This is a genomic window from uncultured Novosphingobium sp. (genome assembly GCF_964277725.1).
GTDB classification, from domain to species: domain Bacteria; phylum Pseudomonadota; class Alphaproteobacteria; order Sphingomonadales; family Sphingomonadaceae; genus Novosphingobium; species Novosphingobium fluoreni.
This window is the reverse complement of the sequence record NZ_CAXYKL010000284.1, coordinates 1-3,661: the sequence shown is the minus strand read 5'-3', so window position 1 is coordinate 3,661 and position 3,661 is coordinate 1. Positions and strand designations below refer to the sequence as shown.

Sequence of the window (3,661 nt, the reverse complement as noted above, 5' to 3'; positions counted from 1 at the left end):
GCCAGCATGCGGTTATGCGCGGCGCGCGCTTGCGCTTCCGGGGTGGCCAGATCCAGCTTCGTGGCGAGCACCGGCGCGCTCATGGCTCTCTCCTCTTCTATCTCGCCCTCAGTCTAACAAGTGTCCTCATCCGGAGGAATTATAAAATTTCAGGACTGCGCAATATTTTCATGGCTGGTGGAATTGATCGGGATCGGTCCAGCCAAGAACCATCCATGCCGGTGTGCGTTTCAGCGGATCGAAGGAGATCATCATGCCGGAGCGCGAAATCGATACCAGCGGGCCTGAAGCGCCGATCGAGACGGTGGGCAACCACGATCTGATCGCGTCAGACCGCGTGGAAGGCACCGCCGTCTATGGCCTCGATCACAAGAAGGTGGGCCACGTCCACAATTTCATGGTCAACAAGCGGACGGGACAAGTGGCGCACGTAATCGTTTCGGACAGCGGACTGTTCGGCCTGGGCGCGACACGGTTCCTGCTGGTCCCCTGGAGCGACCTGACCTTCGATGCTGATCTTGGCGGCTACATCTGCCATATCAGCAAGGACATGATGAGCGATCAGGGCCGCATGTCCGCCGAGGATGCCGAGATGCAGATCTGGTGATGCGTTATCCCGGTGGGGCTCTTGGTGCGGTGATATTTGCACCTAATGATCTGCATTCTATACCTAATGGTTCCAGCGCGGCCTGAGTTGGGCTAAGAGAGCATTTCTGGTCTGAAGGCTTCTTCGGACATTCGACGCAGAGAATTCCAAATCATGTCCACCGCTCCGGTGCGTTTGTCTGAGGTGCCGGAAACGCCCCCCTTCCTGGCGAAGGGTGGCATGCTGGGGCAACGCATCGCGGCGGCCGACTGGTCGACCACGGCATTGGGTTCGATCGCGAACTGGCCCCACGCCTTGCGCGGTGCCGTTTCCCTGATCCTGCAAGCCCGCACGCCGATGGTGCTGATGTGGGGCACTGACGGCGTCATGTTCTACAACGATGCCTACGCCGCCGTCGTCGGGCCTCAGAATCAGACCCGGATGGGCTGCACTGCGCGTGAGGCATGGGGCGACAATCACGATTTCATCGATAACGTCCTGAAAGTGGGCCTGGCGGGCGATGCGCTGCAGTATCGCGATCACGAGGTCACGATAACTCGCGACATCACGACAGAGCAGATGTGGCTCAACCTCGATTACTCCCCGGTGCTGGGGGAGGACGGCGTACCTGCTGGCGTGATCTGCTTCCTGGCGGAAACGACCGATCGCGTGTTGGCGGGGCGCAAGGCGGCATTCCTGCTATCCCTGTCGGACGATCTGCGCGCGCTCTCCACCCCGGCGGACATCATGAGCATGACGGCGGTTCGCCTGGGCGAGCAGATGAACGCCAGCCGCGTATTCTACGCTGAGGTCAACGCCGGCCTGATGAGCGTGGAGCGGGACTACCATTCCGGCGTCGGTCCGATCGTGGGCCAACATTCGCTGGAATCGTTCGGGCCCGCAATCCTGGCGGCCTACATGTCGGGTGCGCCGGTCGTGGTGCACGATGTGATGACTGATCCCCGACTGGGCCATGAGGCGCGTGCGGGGCTGTCGGAACGCGAAGTCGGCGGATATGTCGATGTCGTCCTGTTCCAGGAGGCAGATTTTATCAGTCTGCTCGCGGTGCAGAGCGCGACTGCGCGCACCTGGACCGACGACGAGGTCATGCTGGTCCAGCAAGTGGGCGAGCGTGTGAAAGTCGCGATCGAGCGCGCGCGGGCGGAGCGGGATCGGTTGTGGGACCTGTCTCAGGACATGCTGGCGCGGGGCGATTACGAAGGCATGCTCTCCGCGGTCAGCCCGGCGTGGACGCGCATCCTGGGCTGGACCGAAAGCGAATTGCTCACGCGCACGTATGAGACGCTGAACCACCCCGAGGACAATTCCCAGACATTGGCGGCCATCAAGGAGATGGCGCAGACCCGGCAGCCCATTCGCTTTGAAAACCGCATCGCCACGCGTGATGGGGATTGGAAACACATCGAATGGACGTTGTCTCCCGAAGCGGACGGCTTGAACTTCATCGCGGTGGGGCGTGATCTCACCGAAGCGAACGCGCGGCGCGCTGAGCTGGAATCGGCGCAGGAAGCGCTGCGCCAAAGCCAGAAGATGGAAGCGATCGGCCAGCTGACCGGGGGCATCGCCCACGATTTCAACAATATGCTGACCGGCGTGATCGGCAGCCTGGACCTGATGCGCCGCAATATCGCGTCCGGTCGGATGGACCGGGTGGACCGGTACATCGATGCCGCCACCGTTTCGGCCCAGCGCGCCGCCGCGCTGACCTCGCGCTTGCTGGCGTTCGGGCGCAGGCAGTCGCTCGACATGAAGGCCATGGACGTCAACGCGCTGGTGGCCGGCATGGAAGAACTGCTGTTCCGCACTCTGGGCGAACAGATCGAATTGGGCACGGATCTGGCCCCCGAACTCTGGGCCGCTTCCAGTGACGAGAACCAGCTGGAAAGCGCACTGCTGAACTTGTGCATCAATGCGCGCGACGCGATGCCGAATGGCGGCAAGCTGATCATCGAGACGACCAACACCCGTCTCGATGAGCGGTACACGCGTGACCATCCGGACGTGACGCCGGGCGACTATGTCGTGCTGAGCGTTACCGACACCGGCAGCGGCATGGCGCCGAACATGATGGATAAAGTGTTCGAGCCGTTCTTCACCACCAAGCCAGTGGGGCAGGGGACCGGGCTTGGCCTGTCCATGGTCTATGGCTTCGCGCGCCAGTCCGGCGGGCACGTGCGCATCTACAGCGAAGTGGGGCAGGGCACGACCGTCAAGCTGTTCCTCACCCGCTCACTGGGTGGTGAAGCCCTGGTGGCGGCCATGCCCAGCCCGGAAACCCCGCGCGGCAGCGGTGAGACGGTGATGGTGGTGGAGGACGACCCCTCCGTCCGCATGATCGTGACCGAGCTGCTGAGCGAAGTCGGCTACGGCGTGCTGGAAGCTACCGATGCCGACACCGCCATTCCCATCCTGCAATCGGACCAGCGGATAGACTTGCTGGTGTCCGACGTTGGCCTGCCGGGCATGAACGGACGGCAACTCGCCGAGGTCGCGCGCCAGTCCCGCCCCGACCTCAAAATCCTGTTCATCACCGGCTATGCGCAAAATGCAGCGGTGCGGGCAGGCTTCCTGGCGGATGGCATGGACATGATGACCAAGCCCTTCGCCGTCGATGCGCTGGCGACCAAGATCCGCGACATCCTGGGTTAGAGGCTCTTCGGAAGAATCCGGATTTCGGTGTCCGCAAACGCTGAGCCCAGCGCTTGGCTCTGGCTCTCTTCGTGTCTGCTGTGTAGCCATACCCTGTAGAGAATACTCAGCTCGTCGCAGAGCGAACTCAGATGAGCGGCACAAATGTCGCAATTGTAACAGGCGTTCATCCGTCCGAAATGTGATTCTGAACACGCGTTGCCTTCCACGTGTTCAACGGCGGCGCCCTGCCGCCTGCTTATTTACGGATGGAGAGGGTTCTGATCGCCGAATACGTAATGATGGCGCGGCACTTGGAAGCTGCTGCGTCGTTGCAGAACCCCGACCGTTCGCGTTTCAAGGGAGTAACGCCATGACTGTCATATCCAAGAGTTCCACTTCACTAGTGCTTGCCGCCATGCTGCT

Annotated in this window: 2 protein-coding genes; both read left to right on the top strand. The window is 61.8% G+C overall.

Annotated elements, in window-relative coordinates; translation table 11 throughout:
- Positions 1 to 253: 253 nt before the first annotated feature.
- Positions 254 to 607 (top strand): PRC-barrel domain-containing protein, encoded by a 354-nt coding sequence (locus tag ACHWRX_RS15700; protein WP_153000793.1) that lies wholly within the window; start codon positions 254 to 256, stop codon positions 605 to 607.
- Positions 608 to 760: 153 nt separating this feature from the next.
- Positions 761 to 3,256, top strand: coding sequence for an ATP-binding protein (locus ACHWRX_RS15695; RefSeq protein ID WP_394659882.1), 2,496 nt, complete (start codon positions 761 to 763; stop codon positions 3,254 to 3,256).
- Positions 3,257 to 3,661 lie beyond the last annotated feature (405 nt).

Bases quoted from the DNA above. Each gene is read 5' to 3' on its own strand.
- ACHWRX_RS15700 (WP_153000793.1), top strand. From the start codon at position 254: ATGCCGGAGCGCGAAATCGATACCAGCGGGCCTGAAGCGCCGATCGAG.
- ACHWRX_RS15695 (WP_394659882.1), top strand. From the start codon at position 761: ATGTCCACCGCTCCGGTGCGTTTGTCTGAGGTGCCGGAAACGCCCCCC.